This is a genomic window from Streptomyces ziwulingensis (assembly GCF_039542605.1).
Taxonomy (GTDB): domain Bacteria; phylum Actinomycetota; class Actinomycetes; order Streptomycetales; family Streptomycetaceae; genus Streptomyces; species Streptomyces ziwulingensis.
In genome coordinates this window covers 46811-69568 of the sequence record NZ_BAABIG010000021.1, presented here as the reverse complement: position 1 = coordinate 69568, position 22758 = coordinate 46811, and the positions used below count along the sequence as shown (strand labels likewise).

19 protein-coding genes and 1 pseudogene are annotated in these 22758 nt (G+C 71.7%); 14 read left to right on the top strand and 6 right to left on the bottom strand.

The window, feature by feature from the left end; translation table 11 throughout:
- Nucleotides 1-90: 90 nt before the first annotated feature.
- Nucleotides 91-492, bottom strand: coding sequence for a hypothetical protein (locus ABEB00_RS10740; protein ID WP_345619061.1), 402 nt, complete (start codon nucleotides 490-492; stop codon nucleotides 91-93).
- Nucleotides 493-660: 168 nt separating this feature from the next.
- On the bottom strand, nucleotides 661-1350 hold the full coding sequence (locus ABEB00_RS10735) for an SCO2400 family protein (protein WP_345619059.1): 690 nt from the start codon (nucleotides 1348-1350) through the stop codon (nucleotides 661-663).
- Nucleotides 1351-1573: 223 nt separating this feature from the next.
- Between ABEB00_RS10735 and ABEB00_RS10730 the strand changes: the two genes are divergently transcribed.
- The 8 genes and pseudogenes from ABEB00_RS10730 to ABEB00_RS10695 all read left to right on the top strand — a co-directional run bounded on the left by ABEB00_RS10730 (nucleotide 1574) and on the right by ABEB00_RS10695 (nucleotide 11908).
- Nucleotides 1574-2740, top strand: a complete 1167-nt coding sequence (locus ABEB00_RS10730; protein ID WP_345619057.1) for a mandelate racemase/muconate lactonizing enzyme family protein — start codon at nucleotides 1574-1576, stop codon at nucleotides 2738-2740.
- A pseudogene (locus ABEB00_RS10725) lies at nucleotides 2737-3738 on the top strand (zinc-dependent alcohol dehydrogenase); the annotation flags it as partial. The gene ABEB00_RS10730 and the pseudogene ABEB00_RS10725, both read left to right, overlap by 4 nt.
- A 242-nt stretch (nucleotides 3739-3980) precedes the next feature.
- Complete coding sequence (locus tag ABEB00_RS10720) at nucleotides 3981-4949, top strand: hypothetical protein (protein WP_345619055.1); 969 nt, start codon at nucleotides 3981-3983, stop codon at nucleotides 4947-4949.
- A 130-nt stretch (nucleotides 4950-5079) separates the two neighbouring features.
- A complete protein-coding gene (gene chvE, locus ABEB00_RS10715) occupies nucleotides 5080-6195 on the top strand; it encodes a multiple monosaccharide ABC transporter substrate-binding protein (RefSeq protein ID WP_425586469.1) in 1116 nt (371 codons plus the stop codon).
- Nucleotides 6196-6227: 32 nt separating this feature from the next.
- Nucleotides 6228-7778: a multiple monosaccharide ABC transporter ATP-binding protein gene (gene mmsA, locus ABEB00_RS10710; protein WP_345619051.1), complete on the top strand. Its 1551-nt coding sequence runs from the start codon at nucleotides 6228-6230 to the stop codon at nucleotides 7776-7778.
- On the top strand, nucleotides 7775-9019 hold the full coding sequence (gene mmsB, locus ABEB00_RS10705) for a multiple monosaccharide ABC transporter permease (RefSeq protein WP_345619049.1): 1245 nt from the start codon (nucleotides 7775-7777) through the stop codon (nucleotides 9017-9019). Before mmsA ends, mmsB begins: the two co-directional genes overlap by 4 nt.
- Before the next feature lie 68 nt (nucleotides 9020-9087).
- Nucleotides 9088-10236 (top strand): aldose epimerase family protein, encoded by a 1149-nt coding sequence (locus ABEB00_RS10700; RefSeq protein WP_345619047.1) that lies wholly within the window; start codon nucleotides 9088-9090, stop codon nucleotides 10234-10236.
- A gap of 151 nt (nucleotides 10237-10387) precedes the next feature.
- Nucleotides 10388-11908, top strand: a complete 1521-nt coding sequence (locus ABEB00_RS10695) for a pyridoxal phosphate-dependent aminotransferase (RefSeq protein ID WP_345619046.1) — start codon at nucleotides 10388-10390, stop codon at nucleotides 11906-11908.
- Nucleotides 11909-11988: 80 nt separating this feature from the next.
- On the opposite strand, the gene ABEB00_RS10690 is transcribed toward ABEB00_RS10695, so the two are convergent.
- Both ABEB00_RS10690 and ABEB00_RS10685 read right to left on the bottom strand, forming a co-directional pair.
- On the bottom strand, nucleotides 11989-13422 hold the full coding sequence (locus ABEB00_RS10690; protein ID WP_345619045.1) for a family 43 glycosylhydrolase: 1434 nt from the start codon (nucleotides 13420-13422) through the stop codon (nucleotides 11989-11991).
- Nucleotides 13404-14363, bottom strand: coding sequence for an arabinan endo-1,5-alpha-L-arabinosidase (locus ABEB00_RS10685; RefSeq protein ID WP_345619146.1), 960 nt, complete (start codon nucleotides 14361-14363; stop codon nucleotides 13404-13406). Before ABEB00_RS10685 ends, ABEB00_RS10690 begins: the two co-directional genes overlap by 19 nt.
- A gap of 363 nt (nucleotides 14364-14726) precedes the next feature.
- Here ABEB00_RS10685 and ABEB00_RS10680 point away from each other — a divergent pair, with 363 nt between their 5' ends.
- From ABEB00_RS10680 to ABEB00_RS10670, 3 genes are all read left to right on the top strand, one after another.
- Nucleotides 14727-15737 (top strand): questin oxidase family protein, encoded by a 1011-nt coding sequence (locus ABEB00_RS10680; RefSeq protein ID WP_345619044.1) that lies wholly within the window; start codon nucleotides 14727-14729, stop codon nucleotides 15735-15737.
- Between the two features lie 123 nt (nucleotides 15738-15860).
- A complete protein-coding gene (locus ABEB00_RS10675; protein WP_345619043.1) occupies nucleotides 15861-16277 on the top strand; it encodes a hypothetical protein in 417 nt (138 codons plus the stop codon).
- A gap of 131 nt (nucleotides 16278-16408) precedes the next feature.
- On the top strand, nucleotides 16409-17176 hold the full coding sequence (locus ABEB00_RS10670) for an intradiol ring-cleavage dioxygenase (RefSeq protein ID WP_345619041.1): 768 nt from the start codon (nucleotides 16409-16411) through the stop codon (nucleotides 17174-17176).
- 21 nt (nucleotides 17177-17197) lie between these two features.
- Here ABEB00_RS10670 and ABEB00_RS10665 read toward each other — a convergent pair whose 3' ends face one another.
- Entirely contained in the window at nucleotides 17198-20500 is a 3303-nt protein-coding gene (locus ABEB00_RS10665; RefSeq protein WP_345619040.1) for an NACHT domain-containing protein, read from the bottom strand.
- Nucleotides 20497-20838 (bottom strand): trypco2 family protein, encoded by a 342-nt coding sequence (locus tag ABEB00_RS10660; RefSeq protein ID WP_345619038.1) that lies wholly within the window; start codon nucleotides 20836-20838, stop codon nucleotides 20497-20499. Before ABEB00_RS10660 ends, ABEB00_RS10665 begins: the two co-directional genes overlap by 4 nt.
- A 166-nt stretch (nucleotides 20839-21004) precedes the next feature.
- Between ABEB00_RS10660 and ABEB00_RS10655 the strand changes: the two genes are divergently transcribed.
- The 3 genes from ABEB00_RS10655 (at nucleotide 21005) to ABEB00_RS10645 (ending at nucleotide 22584) form a co-directional block, all read left to right on the top strand.
- Nucleotides 21005-21658, top strand: a complete 654-nt coding sequence (locus tag ABEB00_RS10655; protein WP_345619037.1) for a LysE family translocator — start codon at nucleotides 21005-21007, stop codon at nucleotides 21656-21658.
- A gap of 33 nt (nucleotides 21659-21691) precedes the next feature.
- Nucleotides 21692-21997 (top strand): hypothetical protein, encoded by a 306-nt coding sequence (locus ABEB00_RS10650; RefSeq protein ID WP_345619036.1) that lies wholly within the window; start codon nucleotides 21692-21694, stop codon nucleotides 21995-21997.
- A gap of 401 nt (nucleotides 21998-22398) precedes the next feature.
- On the top strand, nucleotides 22399-22584 hold the full coding sequence (locus tag ABEB00_RS10645; RefSeq protein WP_345619035.1) for a hypothetical protein: 186 nt from the start codon (nucleotides 22399-22401) through the stop codon (nucleotides 22582-22584).
- Nucleotides 22585-22758 lie beyond the last annotated feature (174 nt).

Below are 22758 nucleotides of genomic sequence, written 5' to 3'. Positions count from 1 at the left end.
GCCCGGCCGTCGCCCCGGCGCCAGGACCAGGGCCGGTCTCCCTCTCCCGGACGGGTGACTCGGCGGTCCTGCGCGGGCCCCGCCACCACTTCACGACTCCTCGTTCTCGTCGCCGGTGACGGCGTGGCCGACACCCCCCGCGGCGGACACGCCCCGCTCTCCCGGGACGGCGGTAGCAGCGGTACCAGGGGAAGACGCGGGGGTGGGGGGCGCCGTGGACCGGAGGCGGTTGCGGTCGCCGGTGATCGCGCGGCCGACGCCGCCGCCGGACTGGACCGACCGGGCCCCCGCGGCCGGGGCGCCGGTGCGGAACAGGGCGAGCACGGAGACCACCAGGGCGAGCAGGCCCACCACCGCGCCCGCCACGCTCGCGGCCTGTCCGGCGGTGTCCAGATCCGCCAGGACCGCGACCGCCACCAGCGCGGCCGAGGCCAGCCCCGCCACCACCGCCGTCACGACGACCCAGGCCCGCGCCGCCCCTGACATGGCCATGTCCCCACCGTCTTCCCCGTGCCGCCCGGTCCGGGCGGTCCGGGCGGGATGACAGGACGGGACCGACCCGCTGAGTTCAGCCGTCAACTCCCGTTCCGGGCAACGGTATCCGCCCGGTCATGTCGGCAACCACTCGAACGGCCGCGGCGGCTCGCCCAGAAGCGCCACCTAGGAGCACCACCACAACACCTGATCGCACGTCTCCGAAGGCGTCGGGTCGGGCGATGTGGGGTCGTCGCTCGGGGAGGTGGTCGGGGGTGGTGTCGGGGTGTCCGCCGGGCCCGTTGCCGAAGGGGGCCGGTCCGTGGGGTCGGCCGGGGTGTGCGCCGGGGTGGTGGCGGCCGGGTTCCGGTCCGGCGGCGTCTCGTCGGCCGGGGTCGAGTCGCCCTCCGTCGGGGGCGCCGTGTCCGAGGAGGAGGACGAGGCGGAGTCCGAGGACGCGTTCGGGGACGGTGAACCCGTGGGTCCGGAGGTCTCGGAGGCGGGGAGGGACGTCTCGCCGGGCTCCCCCGTCGAGGTCCCGCCCTCGGACGGGTCCTGGTCCTCCGCCGTGGGGTGCGACGGTGGGTGCAGTGCGTCGGTGCCCAGTTCGGCGAGGCTCAGGCCGCCTGCCGCCAGGACGAAACCCGCCGCCATCAGCAGGGTGCGGCGGCGCCGGCGCCGGTGGGCGGCGGCCTTGCGGTCGCGGCGGCCGGCGCCCGGATCGGCCGGATCACCCTGGGCAGTCGGGTCGGCCGGGGCGTCGGCCGGGGTGGAGTCGTGTGCGTCGGTGGGCGGGAGGTGGTCGGCTGGGGTGCCGCACCCCGGGCAGGCGAGGGCGCCGTTGAGGTGCCGTCGGCACGGGAGGCAGTAGTCCATGACGCGGGAAGGTTAAGTTCCGCGCGGGGCGGGTTCCTAGAGCCGCCTGTGAAGGTTGTGTGGTAACCCGCCGTCACCCGGTGTATTCCGGCCGGACCGGGTTTCGAAACTCCCGAAACCGTTATGTGTCCTACCCATTGACACTCCCGCCGTGCTCTCCTTACTGTCACGCCAGCATTTCGAACGAGTGACGAAATATCGAACGAAGCGGAGGGCAACTGCCGTGCGCATCACCGGAATCAGCACGCACGTGGTCGGGACGCCGTGGCGCAACCTGACCTACGTCCAGGTGCACACCGACGAAGGGCTCACCGGAGTCGGCGAGACCCGGATGCTGGGGCACACCGACGCCCTCCTCGGCTATCTGAAGGAGGCCGAGGCCAACCACATTCTCGGCTCGGACCCGTTCGCTGTCGAGGATCTCGTGCGGCGGATGAAGTACGGCGACTACGGCCGCGCGGGTGAGATCGTGATGTCCGGCATCGCGGTCGTCGAGATGGCGTGCTGGGACATCAAGGGCAAGGCCCTCGGTGTGCCGGTGTGGCAGCTCCTGGGCGGCAAGGTCACCGACAAGGTGAAGGCGTACGCCAACGGGTGGTACACCACCGAGCGGACGCCCGAGGCGTACCACAAGGCCGCGCAGGGGGTCATGGAGCGCGGGTACCGGGCGCTGAAGATCGACCCGTTCGGGACCGGGCACTTCGAGCTGGACCACCAGCAGACCCTTTACGCCGTGTCGCTGATCGAGGCCGTGCGCGACGCGATCGGGCCGGACGCCGAGCTGATGCTGGAGATGCACGGCCGGTTCTCGCCCGCCACCGCCGTACGCCTCGCGCACGAGCTGGCGCCGTTCAAGCCCGCGTGGCTGGAGGAACCGGTGCCGCCGGAGAACCTCAAGGCGCTGCGGAAGGTCGCCGAGAAGGTCGACATGCCGATCGCGACCGGTGAGCGCATCCACGACCGGATCGAGTTCCGCGAGCTGTTCGAGGACCAGTCGGTCGACATCATCCAGCCGGACGTCGGCCACCTCGGCGGCATCTGGGAGACCCGCAAGCTCGCCGCCACCGCCGAGACCCACTACACGCTGGTCGCCCCGCACAACGTGGGCGGCCCGGTGCTCACCGCCGCCTCCCTCCAGGTCGGCTTCACCGCGCCGAACTTCAAGATCCTGGAGCACTTCAACGACTTCGCGGACGCGGAGATCAAGAAGGTCGTGAAGGGCGCCCCGCAGGTGGACCCGGAGGACGGCTGCTTCCACCTGTCCGACGCCCCGGGCCTCGGGGTCGAGCTGGACATCGACGCGGCGGCCGAGTTCCCGCAGCAGCAGGCCCGGTTCGACCTGTGGGCCGAGGGCTGGGAGCAGCGCAAGCCGAAGGGCGCCCAGGCGTGAGCACCGAGGTCGTCATCGACGCCCCCGGCGAGCACCGGGTGGTGGCACACACGCCGCGCGACCCGGCCGCCGGTGAGGCGCTGGTGCGGGTGCACGCCGTCGGCATCTGCGGCAGCGACCGCGAGGTCCACCAGGGCAACCGGCCCGAGGGGTACGTCCGTTACCCGCTCACCCCGGGCCACGAGTGGTCCGGCACGGTGGCGGCGGTCGGCGCGGGCGTGCCGGCCGGGCTGGTCGGCCGCAAGGTGGTCGGCGAGGGGTTCCGCAACTGCCAGGTCTGCGACCGCTGCCACGCGGGCGAGACGACCCTGTGCACGGCCGGGTACGAGGAGACCGGGTTCACCCAGCCGGGCGCCATGGCCGCCACGCTGACCCTTCCCGCCCGGCTGCTGCACGTCCTGCCGGACGACGCCGATCTGACGGCCGCCGCCCTGCTGGAGCCGGCCGCCTGCGTCGCCGCCGCCGCGCTCAAGGCGAACGCCCGCCCCGGCGAGCGGGTCGCGGTCGTCGGCACGGGGACGCTCGGCATGTTCGCCGTGCAGTTCCTCGCCGCCGGTTCTCCGGCCGAGCTGCTGGTCGTCGGCACCCGTGCCGACCGGGAGGAGCTGTCCCGCGGTTACGGCGCGAGCGACTTCCGGACCAAGGACCGGGAGCTGCCCGACGACTTCGACGTGGTGATCGAGACGGCCGGGTCGGCCGACGCGGCCCGCACCGCCGCCGCGCTGCTGCGGCGCGGCGGGCGGCTGGTGCTGACCGGCATCCCGGCCCCGGGCGCCGACGGCCTCGACCCGACCGACCTGGTGGTGCGGCAGGTGGAGGTGCACACCGTCTTCGGGGCGCCGCCGGACGCCTGGGCGCACACGGTCCGGGTCTTCGGCGCCGGACTGCTCGACCCGCTGCCGCTGGTGACGCACGAGCTGCCGCTCGCCGAGTTCGGCCACGCCATCGAGCTGGTGGGGTCGGGCGACCCGAAGGTCGGGAAGGTGCTGCTGCGGCCCCAGGAGGACGTGTCCCCGGGAGACCGGCCCCAGGGCGACCGGCCCCAGGGTGACCGGTCCCAGCGGCCCGAGGGCGGCTCCTCCCGGTCGTAGCCCCCAGTCGTACGCCGGTACGGAGGCGACCTGACGGCCCCCGTACCGGCGTACACCCGACCCGCACCGCCCGCCCTCGCCCGCCCGCCCTCCGCCGCCCGCCCTCGCCGCGCACCGCGTGCGGCACCTCGAACAACGAAGGACAGCTTGTGACCGACGCTTCCGCCCCGGCGGCCCGCCGGCCCGGTGAGCAGGCGCTCACCGCCCTCGGCCTGGCCGCACCCGCCCTCGATCCCGCCGACGCCTCGGCGCACTCCTTCCCCGGCGGCGGCCGCTGGCGCACCGAGATCCCCTCCTGCGAGGGGCCGGAGGCGCTGGCGGTGATCCTGAAGGAGTCCTCGCGGCTGGACGTGCCGATCCACCGGATCAGCCAGGGCAGCGGCGTCTGGATGCTCACCGACGCCGAGATCACCGAGATGGTCGAGGCCACCGCCGCGCGGGACATCGAACTCTGCCTGTTCACCGGCCCGCGCGGCACCTGGGACATCGGCGGCTCCACCCGGACCGACTCCGGCGGCGGGGGCCTGCGGGCCCGCGGCCACGACGCGGTCGCCGGGTGCGTCGAGGACGCCGTACGCGCCACCGGACTCGGGGTGAAGTGCCTGCTCGTCGCCGACGAGGGCGTGCTGTGGACGCTGCACCGGGCGCGGGCGGCCGGCCTCCTGCCCGAGGACACCACCCTGAAACTGTCGGCGCTGGTGGGGCCGGTCAACCCGGCCTCGTTCGCGGTGTACGAGCGGCTCGGCGCCGACTCCCTCAACGTGCCCAGCGACCTGACTTTGGATCACCTGACCGAGATACGACGGGTTTCGGCCGCGCCGATGGACATGTACATCGAGGCGCCGGACGATCTCGGCGGCTATGTCCGCATGTACGAGGTGGCCGAACTGATCCGGCGCGGCGCCCCGCTCTACCTGAAGTTCGGTCTCTCCAAGACCGCCGGGATCTACCCGTACGGCCACCACCTGCGGGAACTGACCCTGGCCACCGCCAAGGAGCGGGTGCGGCGCGGACGGCTCGCCCTCGACCTGCTCGCCCGGCACGGCGCGGACGGCGAGATGGCCCCGCTCGGCTCCCGACTGCCCGGCGCACTGCACAGGTTCGAGATCTCGTCATAACGTTCCGGAAACTCCCTTCTCAAAAGAAGACAGAGACGCGCACAATCCCACACACCTGCTCTCGGTCGATCCACCCCCACGTCTTGGCACCACCGGACCGAGCCCTGCACACACATCAAGGATGATGACCATGCGCAACCGCAGAGCCGCACTCGCCGCCGTCGCCTCGGCCGCCTCCCTCGCCCTGACCCTGACCGCCTGCGGCCAGAGCGGCGAGGGCGGCAGCGAGGAGGGCAAGGGAGAGGACAGCAAGGGCGCCACCATCGGCATCGCGATGCCGACCAAGTCCTCCGAACGCTGGATCGCCGACGGCAACTACGTCAAGAAGGAGCTGGAGGGCAAGGGGTACAAGACCACGCTGGTGTACGGCGAGGACGACCCCGACCAGCAGGTCTCGCAGATCGAGAACCTGATCACGCAGGGCGTGAAGGCCCTGATCGTGGCGGCCATCGACAACAAGTCGATGAACAACGTGGTGCAGCAGGCCAAGGACGCCGATATCCCGGTGATCTCCTACGACCGCCTGATCCTCGGCACCGAGAACGTCGACTACTACGCCTCCTTCGACAACGAGAAGGTCGGCGAACTCCAGGGCAACTACATCCTGGAGAAGCTCGGGCTGAAGGACGGCAGCGAGAAGGGCCCGTTCAACATCGAGCTGTTCGCGGGCTCCAACGACGACAACAACACGGGTTACTTCTTCCAGGGCGCGATGAACGTCCTGAAGCCGTTCATCGACGACAAGAAGCTGGTCGTCCGCTCCAAGCAGACGGCACTCAACCAGGTCACCACCCTGCGCTGGGACGGCGGCACCGCCCAGAAGCGCATGGACGACATCCTGACCTCGGCGTACAAGAGCGAGCGGGTCGACGCGGTGCTCTCGCCGTACGACGGCATCTCCATCGGCATCCTCTCGGCGCTGAAGTCGGACGACTACGGCTCCAAGAGCAAGCCGCTGCCGATCGTCACCGGCCAGGACGCCGAGCTGGCCTCGGTGAAGTCGATCATCGCCGACGAGCAGTCGATGACCGTCTACAAGGACACCCGCAAGCTGGCCAAGGTCTCCGCGGACATGGTCGACGCGCTGCTCAACGACAAGAAGCCCGAGGTCAACGACGAGAAGAGCTACGACAACGGTGCCAAGGTGGTGCCCGCCTACCTGCTGGACCCGGTAGCCGTCGACAAGGCCAACTACCAGAAGGTCGTCATCGACTCCGGCTACCTCAAGGCGAGCGACCTCAAGTAACCGCCTGCACCTAGTGATTGGAAGGCACGACCATGGCGGGACCCGTCCTGGAAATGCGCTCGATCGTCAAGACCTTTCCCGGCGTCAAGGCACTGTCGGACGTCACACTGACCGTCCGCCAGGGCGAGGTCCACGCCATCTGCGGGGAGAACGGGGCCGGCAAGTCGACCCTGATGAAGGTCCTCTCCGGCGTCCACCCGCACGGCACGTACGAGGGCGAGATCCTCTTCGAGTCGCGGACCTGCTCGTTCAAGGACATCCGGGCCAGTGAGCAGCAGGGCATCGTGATCATCCACCAGGAGCTGGCGCTGGTGCCCTACCTCTCCCTCGCGGAGAACATCTTCCTCGGCAACGAGCACGCCGACCGGGGCTTCATCAACTGGAACGACACCCTCAGGCACGCCTCCGAGCTGCTGCGCCGGGTCGGTCTGGACGAGCACCCCGAGACCCGCGTCGCCGACATCGGCGTGGGCAAGCAGCAGTTGGTGGAGATCGCCAAGGCGTTGTCGAAGAAGGTGAAGCTGCTCATCCTGGATGAGCCGACGGCGGCGCTGAACGACGAGGACAGCGGCAAACTGATCGACCTGATACTTCAGTTGAAGGAACAGGGCATCACCTCGATCATCATCTCCCACAAGCTGAACGAGATCCGTAAGGTCGCCGACTCGGTGACGATCCTGCGGGACGGCCGGACCATCGAGACGCTGGATGTGCGGGCCGCCGAGACCACCGAGGACCGGATCATCAGCGGGATGGTCGGCCGCGACCTGGAGCACCGCTTCCCGGAGCGCACCCCGCACGAGCCGGAGGAGGGCCGGGCACCGGCCCTGGAGATCCGCAACTGGACCGTGCACCACCCCATCGACCAGCAGCGCAAGGTCGTGGACGACGTCTCGCTCCAGGTGCGGCGCGGGGAGATCGTCGGGATCGCCGGCCTGATGGGCGCCGGGCGCACGGAACTGGCGATGAGCGTCTTCGGCCGCACCTACGGCCGCTACACCGCCGGTTCGGTCCTCAAGGACGGCGAGGAGATCCGTACCAAGTCCGTCCCGGAGGCGGTCAAGCACGGGATCGCGTACGTCACCGAGGACCGCAAGCACTACGGCCTGAACCTCATCGACACCATCAACCGCAACATCTCGCTCAGTGCCCTGGGCAAGGTGGCCAGGCGCGGGGTGGTGGACGAGCACGGTGAGCGGCAGGTCGCCGAGGGCTTCCGCAAGTCGATGAACATCAAGGCGCCGACCGTCTTCGAGCCGGTCGGCAAGCTCTCCGGCGGCAACCAGCAGAAGGTCGTCCTCAGCAAGTGGATCTTCGCGGGTCCCGAGGTGCTGATCCTGGACGAGCCGACGCGCGGGATCGACGTCGGCGCCAAGTACGAGATCTACACGGTCATCGACCAACTGGCCGCCGAGGGCAAGGCGGTCGTCTTCATCTCCTCCGAGCTGCCCGAACTGCTCGGCATGTGCGACCGCATCTACACGATGGCCGCGGGGCGGCTGACCGGTGAGTTCTCGCGGGCCGAGGCCTCGCAGGAATCGCTGATGCGTCAGATGACGAAGGACAAAGAGGTAACCCGATGAGCACGGATGTGACCGCCAAGACGCCGTCCCCGGCGCCGGCCGGGAAGGGCGGGGCGGCCGGCGGCGACGGCCTGCTCCCCCTGATGCTGGACGGCATGCGCCGCAACATGCGGCAGTACGGCATGCTGTTCGCCCTCGGTCTGATCGTGGTGCTGTTCGCGATCTGGACCGGCGGCGACCTGCTGCTGCCGCGCAACGTCTCCAACCTGGTGCTGCAGAACAGCTACATCCTGATCCTCGCGATCGGCATGATGCTGGTGATCATCGCGGGTCACATCGACCTGTCGGTGGGCTCGCTGACCGCGTTCATCGGCTCGATGGCGGCCGTGTTCATGGTGAAACACGATCTGCCCTGGCCGGTGGCGCTGGTGCTCTGCCTGGCGATGGGCGCGATCGCGGGAGCCGTCCAGGGCTTCTTCATCGCCTACGGCGGCATACCGTCGTTCATCGTGACCCTCGCGGGCATGCTGATCTTCCGCGGGCTCACCGAGATCTTCCTGGAGGGCCAGACCCTCGGCCCGTTCCCCGAGGGCCTGCAGAAGGTCGCCAACGGCTTCATGCCCGAGGTCGGTCCGAACACGAACTACCACAATCTGACGTTGTTGCTGGGTATCGCGCTGATCGCGTTCGTCGTGCTTCAGGAGCTGCGGGACCGCAAGCGGCAGCAGGAGTTCGCCCTTGAGGTGCTGCCGGCCAAGCTGTTCGCGCTGAAGCTGGTCGCGCTGGCCGCCGCCGTCCTGGTGGTCACGATGCTGCTGGCCAGCTACAAGGGCGCCCCGATCGTGCTGCTGGTCCTCGGCGTGCTGCTGGTCGGCTTCGGTTACGTCATGCGCAACGCGATCATCGGCCGCCACATCTACGCCATCGGCGGCAACCTGCCCGCGGCCAAGCTGTCGGGGGTGCGGGACAAGAAGGTCACCTTCCTGGTCTTCGTGAACATGGGCATGCTCGCGGCCCTGGCGGGTCTGGTCTTCGCCGCCCGCTTCAACGCGGCCTCGCCCAAGGCCGGACTCAACTTCGAGCTGGAGGCCATCGCCGCCTCGTTCATCGGCGGCGCGTCGATGAGCGGCGGCGTCGGCACGGTCCTCGGCGCGATCATCGGCGGCCTGGTCCTGGGCGTGCTGAACAACGGTATGAACCTCGTCGGCATCGGCACCGACTGGCAGCAGGTCATCAAGGGCCTGGTGCTGCTGGCGGCGGTCGGCTTCGACGTGTGGAACAAGCGCAAGGTCGGTTCGTAGTCCAGCTCGGGCCCCCGCCGTTCTCGGCGGGGGCCCGCTTCTTTCCCGGAAGTACAGGAGCCGCACACATGGAACTGAGCAGACGCACGGTCATCGCGGGCGCCGCCGCGGCGGGGGCCGCCGCCACCGCCGTCGGGGGCACCGCGCACGCCACGGCAGGACGCGGGCCGGTGAGGGAACTCTTCGGCACCCTCGCCGACGGCACAAAGGTGCACCGCTGGTCGCTGGCGAACGGCGGCACCCGGCTGAAGGTCCTCTCCTACGGCGGCGTCGTGCAGTCGCTGGAGACACCGGACCGGCGCGGCCGGTACGCGAACGTCTCCCTGGGCTTCGACAACCTCGCCGACTACGTCGCCCGCAGCCCGCACTTCGGCGCCCTGATCGGCCGGTACGGCAACCGCATCGCCAAGGGCCGCTTCACCCTGGACGGCAGGCAGTACCAGCTCTCCGTCAACGACGGCGAGAACTCCCTGCACGGTGGCGCGCTCGGCTTCGACTACCGGGTCTGGGACGTCGAGCCGTTCACCGAGGGCTCCGACGTCGGCCTGCGCCTGTACTACACGAGCGTCGACGGCGAGATGGGCTACCCCGGCACGCTCAAGTCGAAGGTGACGTACACCCTCACCCGGGCCGGTGACTGGCGCGTCGACTACGAGGCCGGCACCGACAAGGCGACCGTCGTCAACCTCACCAGCCACGTCTACTGGAACCTGGCCGGCGAGGGCAGCGGCACGATCGAGGACCACGAGCTGTCGATCGCCGCCTCCCGCTACACGCCCACCGACGCCGGTCTCATCCCCACCGGGGAGCTGGCGAAGGTCTCGGGCACCGCCTTCGACTTCCGGCGGGCCAAGCCCATCGGCCGGGACCTCCGGGACGGGCACCCGCAGCTCGTCCTCGCCAAGGGCTTCGACCACAACTGGGTGCTGGACAAGGGCAGCACCGCCCGCCCCGAGCACATCGCCACCCTGCGCGACGGCTCCTCCGGGCGCACCCTGCGCATCGCCACCGACCAGCCGGGCCTGCAGTTCTACTCCGGCAACTTCCTCGACGGCACGCTCACCGGCACCGGCGGCTCCGGCTACCGGCAGGGCGACGCCCTCTGCCTGGAGACGCAGCACTTCCCGGACTCACCGAACCAGCCGTCGTTCCCGTCGACGGTGCTGCGGCCGGGACAGACCTACCGGACGACGACGATCCACTCGTTCGACTCCTGACAGCCCCTCGGGCGAACCCCTCGGGCGAGCCCCTCGCGCGCCCCGGTCGTCACACTTCCCTCACCTGAGGTGAACGGCGGCGCACGCCGGTCCGTACTCATGGGCGGCCCGCGCTCCCCCCGCGCGGGCCGTCTCTGCTACGGAGGTCACCTTGGCCGGCGACGTCACCTCGCTGTTCCGCTCCACCGCGGCGCACAGCCCGTCGATGGCGGCGCTGGCGCGGGCGAGCGACGGAGCGGGGCCGGTGGACTTCTGCATCCCCTGCAACCCGTACTTCCCCACCCCGGCGATGTTCGAGGAGCTGGCGGGCCGGCTGCGGGAGATCATCACGTACTACCCGAGCGGCGCGGACACCATCACCGCCGAGCTGTGCGGCCTGCTGGGGCTGCCGCCGAGCTGTGTGGCGATGGGCAACGGCTCCACCGAACTGATCACCTGGATCGACCACCTGCTGGTCCGCGAGTCCCTCGCCGTCCCGGTGCCGACCTTCGGCCGCTGGACCGACCAGCCGCTGGAGACCGGCAAGCGGGTCGACATGTTCCCGCTCCAGGAGTCCAGCGGCTTCGTCCTCGACCTCGCGCGGTACGCCGACTTCATCCGGGCCCGGGGCACCCGGGTCGCCGTCGTCTGCAACCCGAACAACCCCGACGGCGGGTTCCAGCACAAGCACGCGCTGGTCCAGTTCCTGGACGCGCTGGCCGACCTGGACCTGATCGTCGTCGACGAGTCGTTCCTGGAGTTCGCGGACGCCGAGGCCGAACCGAGCGTGGTCCAGGAGGCGATGCTCCGCCCCAACGTGGTCGTGCTGCGCAGCCTCGGCAAGAACTTCGGCCTGCACGGCATCCGGTTCGGCTATCTGGTCGCCAACCCGGCGCTGGCCGGCCGGGTCCGTTCGATGCTGCCCAAGTGGAATCTCAACTCGTTCGCCGAGCACGTGGTGTTCATGCTCAGGGGGCACGGCGCCGAGTACGCGCGGAGCCTGTCGCAGGTGCGCCGCGACCGCCTGGAGATGGCGAGCCGCCTCTCCGCCCTGCCCGGCCTCACGGTCTACCCCTCCCAGGGCAACTTCCTCTTCGTGCGGCTGCCGGTGGGCGCCGAGGGCACGGTGGTACGGGACCGGCTGCTCACCGAGCACCGGGTCCTGGTCCGCGAGTGCGGCAACAAGATCGGTTCCTCCAGCCGCTTCCTGCGGCTCGTGGTGCGCCCCCAGGCCGACGTGCACCGCCTGGTGTCCGGCCTGGACCAGGTGCTCTACGGGGCCAGGGCAGGCGCCGCCGTACCCGAGGGGGCCGCCGGGGCCGGGGCCTGGAGCGGGGCCGGACCGGAGACCGGCTACAGCTCGGGCACGGCGGCCGTCGACCGCCTGGTGGGCCGGACCAACGGGTCGGGCCACCCGGTGATCACCGCCGGACCGGAGGCCGGCACCGGCACCGGCGTGCCGCTCCCGCTCGCCGCGCCGCCGGACCGGTTCCCGGCCGCCCGGTTCCCGGCGCCGCCGATACCGGCCGCGCCCCGCGCGCCCACCGGCCCCACCCCGCCCGGCGTCCCGGCCCGCGGTGGCCTCACCGCCGCGCAGGTCCGGGGCACCGACGGTCTGGAGGCGGCCCCGGCGACGGGCTGGCCGGGGCCGCCCGCCTGGCCCGACGCGGCGGGCATGGGCCGGACGGGCTGACGGGCTGACCGGACGGGCTGACAGGCTGACGGGCTGACGGGCTGACGGGCTGACGGGGGACCCGGCCCGGTCGGAGCGGATCAGACCGGGTTCAGCCGCCACTGCTGGCAGGCGTTGTTCAGCCACGTCCACTGCCGTACGTCGGCGGAGTCCGCGGTCGAGCAGTCGGCGACGTCGGCGACCTTGCCGGTGGCCTGGTTGACGATCCGGACGTGCCCGGCGTCGGTGGCGAGGAACCGGAACCGCTGGCAGGTGTTGTCCAGCCACGACCACTGGCGCAGGTCGGCGCCGTCCGCGCTGGAGCAGTCGGCGGTGTCCAGCGCCTTGCCGGTGGCCACGTTCAGCAGCCGGTGGGTGTCGTCGCCCAGATCCTGCAACCGCCACCGCTGATGGGCGCCCCCGTCGCAGGTGTACTGCGCCACGTTCGCCCCGTCGGCCGTCGAGGCCCCGGTCACCTCCAGGCACTTGCCGCTGTTGCGGTTGGTGAGGGTGTAGGTGGCCGCGACGGCGGACGGCTCGCCCGACGGACCCGCCGCGCTCGCCCCGAGCCGGACCGGCGTCCCGAGGTTCGGCGTGCCGTCGGAGTTCCAGGTGAACTTCTGCGCCCGGGTGGTCCGCCCGTTGTCACAGCCCTCCGAGGCCGCGTCGTTGGCGTGGTAGACGATCCAGCTCTCGGTCCCGTCCGGCGAGCTGAAGAAGCCGTTGTGGCCGGGCCCGTAGACCCCGTTGCCGTCACTGCGCTGGAAGACGGGCGTGGACTTCTTCGTCCAGGAGGCGGCCGCGGCCGGGTCGGTGCCGGTCAGCTCCAGTTGCCCCAGCTTGTAGTCGGGCGTCCAGCAGCCGCTGGCGGAGTAGACCAGGAAGGTCCGCCCGCCGCGCTGCAGTATCTCCGGCCCCTCGTTCACCGTGCCGCCCACGCGTTCCCAGCCGTACGTCGGCGTCGAGACGGTGGTGAAGGAGGAACTGACCGTGTACGGGTTGGACATGCGGGCGGCGACGATGTTCTGCGTCCCGCCGTTCACGCTGCCGAAGGCGTAGAGCCGGCCGCCGATGGTGGCGACCGTCGGGTCCAGCATCCAGGACGAGTTGAGCTGCCCCCGGTAGGTGTACGGCCCCATCGGGTCCGACCCGGCGCTCTGCAGGACGTGGCTGCGCTGGGTCGGGTTGTAGTCGGAGACGTTCTGCCCGGCGACGTAGTACAGGTACCAGCGGCCGTCGAGGTAGTGCAGTTCGGGCGCCCAGATGTTGCAGCAGCGGGAGGCGGCGTCGCCCTTCCACACCTGCACGCCGGGCGCGGTGGCGAGACCGGCCAGGGTCGGCGCCTTGCGGACGGTGATGACGTCGGTCCAGCTCGTCGTCACCAGGTAGTAGTTGCCGTCGTGGTACGAGATCCAGGGGTCGGCGCCCTTGACGGACTTGACGGGGTTGGCGAAGGAGGCGGCGCTCGCGGCGGACTGGCCGAGCGAGAGGGCCAGGAGCAGCGCCGCCAGCAGGGTCAGTAGGCGACGGGCCATCCGCTGCTCCAGTCCAGGAGGTTGATGCCGAGTTTCGGGGTGCCGTTGTCGTTGCCGTCGTAGTAGTGGTAGACGATCAGGTCGCCGTCGGCGTCCTTCATGACCGACTGTCCGCCGGGGCCGATGACGGCGCCGTGCGATTCGAGGACGGGGGTGCCGCCGTTGTTCGTCATCGCCACGCCGTTACGGTCGCGGTAGGGCCCGGTGACGGCGGTGGCCCGGCCGACCTTCACCTTGTACGTGGAGCCGGTGCCGGCGCAGCAGGTGTCGTACGAGGCGAAGAGGTAGTAGTACCCGTTCCGCTTGACGAGGTACGGGGCCTCGACGGCCTTGGTCCCGGTGGGGCGGGAGGCGAGCGAGTACCGCGTGGTGTTGCCGGTGAGCTGCTTGCCGGTGGCCGGGTCGAGCTGGATCATCTTGATCCCGGTCCACCAGCTCCCGAAGGAGAGCCACCACTTGCCGTCGTCGTCGACGAAGAGGTTCGGGTCGATGGCGTTGTAGTCGGACCCGGAGCCGGAGGTGTAGACGGTCCCGTAGTCGCTCCAGCTTCCCGGCAGGCCGGTGGCCGAGCCCGCCAGTCCGATGGCGGAGGTGTTGGAGCCGAACGACGAGACCGAGTAGTACATCAGGTACTTGCCGCCCCGGTACGAGATGTCGGGCGCCCACGCCTCCGGGACCGAGGAGTACCGCGACCACCAGCTCGGGCGGGCGGAGAAGGCGTCGGCGCCCGCGCTGAACGCGGTGCGGTCGGCGGACGTCTTGTGGGAGATGCCGCCGCCGGTGGCGTAGAGCAGGTACTGCCCCGACGCGGTGCGGATCATCGACGGGTCGTGGGTGACGACCGAGCCGGTGACGCGGCCGGGGTTCGGGTACGCGGACGCGGTGCCGGGCAGCAGGGCGAGGACGGCGGCGGCGGGGACGGCGAGCAGCGCGGTCCGCATCCGGCTGCGGGGGCGGGGGCGGGTCCGCGTGCGGAGGCGGGGTGGGGTGTGGTCGCGGGTGCGGCGGGGGTGGCTGCGGGTGCGGGTGCGGCTCATGGGGGGTTCGCTCCTGTTCCGTATCTCGAACGACGATCGCCAGACCGGACGGGCACGGAACCGGAACGTAGAATCGAACCCCTTGCGCGTCAACACCTCACGTCGATTTCGGCGCGGACGGTCCTTCCGCACGGGGCTGAGTGCGTGCCGGACCCCGCGTCTGCGGCGTGATCCCAACGACAGGCCCTACGCCGCAAGCCCGAAGCCGCAAGCCCGAAGCCGCAAGCCCGTTACGCCGCTCCCCACGCCGCGCCTACCGTCCTCGGCATGGATACGACCGGCATTCTCGACGAGGCGCTCCAGCGGCTGCACGGTTCAGGGCCGGAGAGGCTCGGGCGGCTCAGCAATCACGCGCCGATGGCCGTCGAGGCTCTGGCCGCGCACGGGCGGGCGGGCTCGGTGCACCGGTGGCTCGACCGGTACGCAGCCAAGCTGGAGGAGTTCCCGGCCGGCGTGGAGCCGGTCACGGACGGCAACTGGCGCTCGGCCCTCGGCGACGCCCGCCGCGCCGCCGACTGGATCGACCACTTCGGCCGCGAGATCGCCGGGCGTCCCTGGCGGGAGGTGCTGGCCGAGTGGTGGCCCCGGCTGCTGCCGGGCATGTACGGCGGCTCGACGCACCCGGTGATCCGGGTGGGCCACTCCGTCCGCACGCTCTTGGCCGGCGAGGAGACCGGACCGCGTCTGGTCGAGCTGGCGCACGGTCTCGGCTACTGGGCCGCCCGCCATCACGTCGTGGCGGGCATCGCCCCGCTGCCCGGCGCCGGCCGCGCCGCCGCGGCCCTCGACGCGGTGCCGCCCCTCGCGGAACGGGACGGCGGCTTCACCGCCCGGCTCGGCCGGGTCACGGGCCTGCCGGTGTGGTCGCCCGCGCCCGCCGGCCCGGACGAGGCACGCGTCCGGCTGCGCGAACTGGTGCGGGCGGCCACCCACCGGTACGCCACCCACGGCCACGGCGAGGCGACGATGCTGGTCCACGCGGCCACCGCCCCCAACGCCGTGCTGCGGACCCTGCCCGCGCTCCCGCCCGCCCTGTGGGTACCGAGCCTGGAGGCCGCCTGGACGGCAGCCGCGGCGGTGACCGCGATGTACGCGCCCGACACCCCGGTCGCGTACACCGCACCGGGCGCCTTCACCCCGGAAGAGGTCTTCGAGCGGGCCCTGGCCCACGGCGACGAACACGTCATCAAACTGACCGACACGGCCCTCGACATCGGCGACGAACGGGCCCTGGCGGCCGCGCTCCGCTCCATCGAACTGAGCGAACCGCCGGCCTGACCGCCGCCGCCCGGATCACGAAGTGGTCGCGGCCCCGGCGCCGTCGGGCGGACGGGATCTACAGTGAGGGGCAGTCAGTGACATCTCCATGTCCTGAACCATCGTCCGACGGGGGGGCGCACGGTGGATCCGATCGCGCTGGCGGCGGGAACCGCGCTCGTGGGCGCCATGGCCACGGACGTCTGGCAGCAGGTACGGAGCGCGACGATGGAGCTGTGGCGCCGCGCCCGGCCGGGGCACGCCGACGCCGTGGGAGCCGATCTCGACGACCTGCGCGCCCAGGTGGTCGCGGCGAGGACCAGCGGTGACACGGACACCGAGGAGGCGCTGACGGGCGCCTGGCGGCTGCGGCTGCACGCCCTTGTGGCCGAGGACCCGGCGCTGGCCGGCGAAGTGCGCCGGCTGCTCGACGAACACCTCGCGCCGGCCCTGCCGGAGCACGAGGAGCGCCGCGTCCGGTCGGTCGTCATGCGCGTCGAGGCACGGGACAACTCCCGGGTCTACATGGCGGGCGGGGATCAGCACATCACGGGTCAGTGAACGCGCCCGCACGGCACCCGCCGCCGCGCACCGCCTCGGTCCGGGGCTCTGACCGGTCCGGAGCTTGACAGTCCGGTACTTTGCCCAACTCACAGCGGACTGCCAGCAAAGGCCCCTACGGTGCCGTGTTCATGACAGACAATGGAACCCCCCACACCCCCCACATCCGGCGCCGTACCGTCCTGCTCGGTACCGGCGCCACGGCCGCCGCGCTCACCGTGGGCGCCGCCGCCGCGTCCGAGGTGGTCGCCGGCAAGGAGGCGCCCCGGATCTCCCCCGTCGCCGCCGCGGCGGTCTGCACCCTCACCAAGGAGCTGACGGAAGGCCCGTACTACCTCGACGGGGCGCTGGTCCGCCCCGACCTCACCGAGGACAAGCCGGGCATCCCGCTGGCGCTGGTCCTCACCGTCGTGGACGACGCCACCTGCGCCCCGCTGGACGGGGCGCTCGTGGAGCTGTGGCACTGCGACGCGCTCGGCGAGTACTCCGGCTTCGTCGGCAACAACGGTCACGAGGAGCCCGACAACGGCACCTTCCTGCGCGGCGGCGTGCTGACCGGCGCCGACGGTATCGCCCGGATCACGACGATCTACCCGGGCTGGTACCGGGGCCGGTGCGTGCACCTCCACGTCAAGGTGCACACCGACGTCACCCTGACCCCGGACGGCTCCTTCACCGGCGGCGAGGAACTCCACACCGGGCAGCTCTTCTTCGCCGAGTCCCTCACCACCGCGGTCGCCCGGGTCGCGCCGTACTCGGCCAACACGGTGCCGCGCACCACCCTCCAGCGGGACGGCATCTACGGCAACGGAGGCGCCGCCGCGGGCCTCATGACGGCGACCGGCTCGACCACGGCCGGCTACACCGGCAGCCTCACCCTGGGGATCGACCAGGGCTGAGGACGCCCGGGTCGGCAGCGGTCAGGACAGCAGCCCGTCGGAGAGCCTGGCCCCCAGTTCCTGGGCGCCCAGGACGGTCAGGCGCTCCCGGGTGAATCCCCGCAGCTCCACCTCCAGGTCCGGCAGGTCCAGGAGGGGTCTCAGGTCCACGGTCTCCGGTGACCTGCCGCCCGGGTGCGACTCCAGGAAGAACTCGCGCAACGCCGGGAAGGTCCGGCGCAGGCCGGCCGTCCCGGCCGGGTCCTCCACCCCGACCAGCCGCAGGCTCCGGACATGCCGAAGAGGCACGGGAACGCGCAGGTCGGAGAGCGAGGGCACCTGGAGGGACAGCTCCGTGACCGACGGCATGGCGCCGACGGCCTTCAGGGTGTCCGCGACGTAACGGCCACCGCCGTACACCGACAGCGACTCAAGATCCGTCCAGCCCGACAGCGCGGCCAGCCAGCCGGGACCGCGCGTGGTCATCGTCAGCTCGCGCACCCCGGGAAGCGCCGTGAGCCTCGCCCAGCCGCCTTCCGGTTCGCCCGACAGGGCCAGCGTGCGCAGGCTCACCAGCTCGGGGAGGACCGCCAGCCGCGTCCCCGGCGCCTCTCCGAGGTGCAGGGTGAGGGAGGAGAGCGCGAGAGCGGACAGTACCGAGAGGTCCAGCGCGGCCGCCTCGGGTCCCAGCACCAGTCGTCGCAGGTCCGCCTGGAGCCGCAGGAAGCCGAGGTTCTCCAGCTCGCGGCCGGCGGTCAGTGCCAGCAACCTCGTGCCCGCCGTGGGCAGGCAGGCGTTCAGCTCCGCCGCCGAGGCCGGTGCCGACAGGTGGATGTCCCGCACCGAGCCGAGGAGCGGCAGACACCGCAGCTTGGCCACCGAGTCCACTTGGAGCGACGCCACGTCCACGCCGGCCAGCACCTCACGGGCGAACGCCTCGACCGGGTGGAAGTCCCAGGCGTAGACGACGCCTTGCCGGGCCGCCGCGTCCGGATGGGACGCGAACGCCTTGAGCGCCGCGCGGGCCAGGGGGCTGCGGATGAGCCCGAGCGCGTTCACGGTCAGGCGCGCGGCCAGTTCGTCCGACGGGTCCGGCGTGGGCAGCAGGTCCACCACCCAGTCGCCCAGTCCGGACACGTCCGTCGCCTCTTTGGAATTCATCGGGGGCAGCAGCTCCCGCAGGCACTCGCGGACCCGGTCCGACAGCGTGGCGTCCACGGAGAGCAAGCTGGTCACACAGCGGGCGGCCAGGGTGAGGAGGTGCCGGCGCCGCCCCCTGCCCTCGGCCGCCTCTCCCCGTTCGACCAGGCCCTCGATGAGCTGGTGGGCGTCCCTGCGCGTCGCGTGGCCGACGGCCAGGACGATCACGTCCTGCCACTCCTCCTTCTCCGCCCGGTCCAGCAGTTCGAGGACGTAGCCGCTCTCGTGGAACTCCTTGGCGGCCAGGAACTCCTGGAAGGTCCGGTGGATGAACTGGATCGCATCGTCCGTACGTTCCTGGAGCAGACCGCTGCGCTCCAGCAGGAAGCGCAGTACGCGTTCGGGAGTGGCCTGCGAACGGATGCGGGGCATGTCCCGCATGGCCAGCGCCAACTGCTGGGCGGCCACGACGTGGGTCATCTGCTGCTGTCCGGTACGCACCAGCCAGATGGCCATCCGCTGGAGCAGCGCGTGCTGCTCCTCGGAGTCGAGCGTCAGGTCGTCGGTGTCGCGGACCCCGCGTCCGGCGTCCCGGCCGCCGAGGAGCATGGCGAGGGCGGCCCGGTAGAGCGACCACCGGGTGGTGGGCAGCAGGCCCCGGCGACGCCGGTGCAGGGCGCAGATGACGGCGCAGAGCAGCGGAGTGCGGGCCAGCGCGCGCAGCGCGTCGTTCTCGTGCAACTGGTGCAGCAGCCCCTCCTCCAGGGTGTGCAGCAGCTCCTGTTCGCCGGCCAGCCGCCCACCGGCGAAGACGTGCTCGCACTCCAGGCGCGCGGCACCGTGCCAGGCCCTGACGAAGGCGCCGATGTCGTCGTCGCTCATCGGCAGCAGCGTCAGTTCGGTGAAGCCGTCCTGCGTCAGCCAGTCCTTCTCCACCGCGTCGGGCCGGACGGTGGCGAGGCAGCGGGTGAGGGGATAGCGGTCCAGCAGGGCCGCCAGCCAGCGGCGGGCCTCCTCGCGTTCGCCTTCCGGTACTTCGTCCAGGCCGTCCACGAGCAGCAGGCCGCGGCCCGCCTCCAGGACCCGCCCGACCCAGCCGGACGGTGCGCTGTCGGTGAGCACCCGCCCGGCGGTCAGCAGGTCGGACAGGGCGGGGAAACGTCCCCCGCGCGCGTGCACCTCCCGCAGCGGGACGACGAAGGGGATCAGCCCGTTCAGCGTGGCGAGGTGCTCGTTCAGGGTCGCGTTGGCCGCGTGGGCCGCGAGCCACCACACGAGGGTCGTCTTCCCCGCCCCCGCCGCGCCGCGCAGCAGTACCCGGGGCCGCTCGGTGAGCAGGGTGTCGACGCGCTGCGCCCGGACCCCGGGTTCCAGCCGCTCGTCGCGGTGGTCGTCGCTGCGGTACGCGGGTTCCGCCTCCAGGCTGAGGTAGGCGGTGTCGAGGTCCCAGCGGGTGTCGCCCCTGCCCAGCTCGTCGATGCCGAAGATCTCCGTCTTGCGGTACCGCGAGCTGAGGTCGGCGGCGTAGCGGTCCTCGAACCGCTCGTCCCGGGGGTGGGTGTCGACGACGTTCTCGATCTTCGCGTAGACGCGCGTGCTCGCGTCCGCCGTCGCCTTCACCAGTGCCTCGAAGGGCGTCGCCTCCACCCTGAGGTGCAGCCGGTCGCGCGGAATCCCGGTCACGATCCCCAGCAGGACCGCCCCGGCGAAGACGGGCGCCCCGGAGAGGCCCTGGAGGGGTGAGCCGGGCCGGCCGGCCTCGTCGGCGGCGGGCCGGTCGAGTTCGCAGACGAGGACCTTCCGCATCCGGCCGGCCATCGGCAGCACGCTCACGCGGTACTGGTCGTACTCCAGGTCCTCGCCCTCCTCGCCGTAGCGCTGGATGCCGGGGAAGCCGACGATCTGACAGTGCGGCAGGGGTTCCGCCGTGGCGACCCTGCCCACCCTGAGTTCTCCCATGGGGGCGGCGCGGGCGGCGCCGACGAGGGGCCGGTCGGCGCGCAGCAACGCCATGTCGACGTCTTCGCTCTCCCAGTGGACGGTGCAGGCGACCGGGGTCCGCTCCGAGGGGTGGATCGCCCGGACCGGTCCCCGCTCGACCACATGCCGTGCCGTCAGGACGTGCCGCCGGTCCAGCAGCACCCCGCTGCCCTGCCCCGCGCCGAGCACCACGACCACGCGGTCGAGTGCCTTGCCGCCGATCACGGGGCGTCGCTGTCCTGGCCGAAGCGGCCCACGCTCCCCCGGTCGGCGTTCCGTACCCGCCAGGGCCCGCCGGTACGGGCGTCGACCGCCTTCAGCGTGACGGCGACCCGGTGGGTGCTGACCGTCCCGCCGCCGCCGTCCACGCCGGCCTCCACCACCCACGCCTTGACCTTGAGGCCGCCCTTGAGCTCCTTGCGGAGTTCGACGCCGAACTCCAGTTGGATGTCCCCGACCTCGAAGGCCACGTCCTGGCCGGAGGCGCGGGCCGCCGCGGTGATCAGTTCGTTGCGTACCGCTTCCACGGCGTCGGCCAGTTCGATGCGGTCATCCTCGGACACGTCTCCCCCTGCGGTCGGTCGCTCGGAGGGCCCACGCTAGGGCCTGTCATGGTCGCCGGTCACCGGGTCGGCGGGTCCGGGGCGCGGCCGGGGGCATGAGGCGGGGCGGGGGTGGAACCCGCGGGTTGCGTGTCCGACCGCCGGGCGCGCGGAACGGAGCGGGCCGATGCCGGTCGATCTCGTGGGGTTCCTCGGTGTGGTGCTGCTGGCCTACGCCGTTCCCGGGCCGGACCTCCTCGTCATCGTCCGGGCGGCCGCGCGGCGGCCCGCGCTGGGCCGGGCGGCCGCGCTGGGTGCCCAGAGCGGGTTGTGCGTGCACATGGCCGCCGCGGCGCTGGGCCTGTCACTGATCGCCGCCGGGTCGGCGTACGCCTTCACCGCGATCAGGCTGGCGGGCGCCGCCTACCTGATGTACCTGGGCGTACGCGTCCTGCTGGACGCCCGGCGCGGCACCGGCGGCCGGGAGGCGCGGGGCGACGGGCGGCCCCGCGCGGACCAGGACGTCCCGGCGGCCGGCGCGCACAGCCGCCGCGGCAGTTTCCTCCAGGGCTTCCTGACCAACGTGCTCAACCCCAAGGCCGCGCTGTTCTTCCTCAGTGTCCTGCCGCAGTTCATCCGCCACGACGGCTCGCCCACCGAGCAGATCTTCCTCCTCGGCGCCCTCGACATCGCGATCGGTGTCCTCTACTGGCTGGTGCTGGTGCGGGTCGCCGCGCCGCTGCTGGCCCGGCTGAACCGTCCGGCGTTCCGCCGCCGGTGGGAACGGGCGACGGGGTGGCTGTTCATCGGCATCGGCGCCGGTGTCGCCGCGGCCGAGTGACACGTACCGGCTGACGGGCGGTCACCCCTTGGCGTGCCGTCGACGAGCGGCGAACGCTGGCCCGACGAAATCCGCGACCCGTCCTCCCTGCTCCCCGTCCCGGTGGAGGTGTCGGAGCAGGAGATCGACGGCGCCCTCGCCCTCATGGACACCATGACCGCCGACAATCTGACCGGCTTCCGCGACGAGTACACGGCCGCCCTCTCCGACATTATCGTCGCCAAGCGCGAGACCCGTGAGCCGACCGCCGTGCCGGAGCCGGCTGAGCCGCAGGGGCAGATCGTCGACCTCATGGCCGCGCTGAACGAGTCCGTGGCAAAGGCCCGAACGGACCGCTAAGAGCACGCCGACGTCCACGAGATGCCGAAGCGGACCGCGAAGAAGGAGCCAACGAAGAAGACCGGGGCGAAGAGGGCGGCCGCCCGGAAGCCGCGGTGCGCGTCCTAGCCGTCGACGAAGCCCGGCTGCACGTCGGGCGTGCACGCCGTACACGCCCGCACCCCGTCCGCGAGCGCCCGCCTGCTTCGTCCCTGCTGATGCCGTGGCGCCGCTTGCCCTTGTTCCAGCAGCCGCCGGGGGCCTGGACGGGCGGTGAGTCGCGGTTGAACCCGGCCTCCAGCAGCCAGTCCGGCGGCGCCGGCCGCGCGGCCTCACCTCGCTGCTGCTCGGCCTCCTGCCGCTCCTTCGCCGCGATCGCATCCCGCACCTCGCCCAGGAGTAGAGCGAGGAACGTCTCCAGAGTGGTGCGGCTGATCGCCCGCAAGTACGGTGTGCCGCGCCGTCGGAAACTGCCGTCGGAGCACAAGTTGGTCGAGGCCGGCGACGGAAAGCCGAAGTCGGTCGTCGTGCCTTACGACTGGTACGTGCAGCAGCCGGGCGCGGGTGAGCGGATCGTCAAAGAAGCGGCGTCAGGGCGAGAGGCGTAGGCGAACGGATGTCCATGGCCCCCCACAGACGTCGCCGGAAGAGGCTGCGGCGGAGCTTAGTGCGGCAACGGGCTACGAGCCCTTGGTCCCCTACCCGGGTCGCGTCCTCGACTCTTGGCCGGTCAAGTGCGCCACATGCGGCTTCGAGCGATCGGTGACCTTGAACCGCATCCG